Source organism: Clostridium boliviensis (assembly GCF_033342255.1).
GTDB classification, from domain to species: Bacteria; Bacillota; Clostridia; order Lachnospirales; family Lachnospiraceae; genus Lacrimispora; species Lacrimispora boliviensis.
Window position 1 is genome coordinate 1 of record NZ_JAWONS010000028.1, and the last position, 477, is coordinate 477.

1 protein-coding gene is annotated in these 477 nt (G+C 59.3%); it reads left to right on the forward strand.

The genetic code is table 11. The features are described from left to right. Window positions 1-59: 59 nt before the first annotated feature. A partial coding sequence (locus RZO55_RS01475) for an ABC transporter transmembrane domain-containing protein (RefSeq protein ID WP_318062534.1) occupies window positions 60-477 on the forward strand: 418 nt, incomplete at its 3' end.

Here is a 477-nt window from a genome sequence, read left to right on the forward strand (position 1 = left end):
ACCGGAAGCTGGAGTCCCTTCCCTTCCGGTTTTACGACAACGCCAAGACCGGCGATCTCATGTCCCGGTTGACGGCCGATGTGGAGGTGTTTCGCTTTTTCCTTTCCTTCGGCTGCGCCCAGTGCCTCAATTTTCTCCTGCTGCTGGGATTCGGGCTGGGGGCGATGGTTTACCTCCATCCGCTGCTCGCGGTGGTCACGCTGTTGGCGATGCCCTTTCTTTCCGTCACCGTTTACCGGTTCGACCGGAGGGTGCATCCCGCCTTTCTGGGGGTTCGAAGGTCTTTTGCGCGGCTCACCACCAAGGTGCAGGAAAACATCAGCGGCATGCACACGGTGAAAGCCCTGGCCCGGGAGGAGCTGGAAATCTCCCGGTTTGGGGAGCGGAATCGGCAGTACATGGAGACCAACCTGGAGACGGCCTACATCTGGAGCACCTATTTTCCCCTGATGGAGCTGATCGGAAACATCAGCGTGG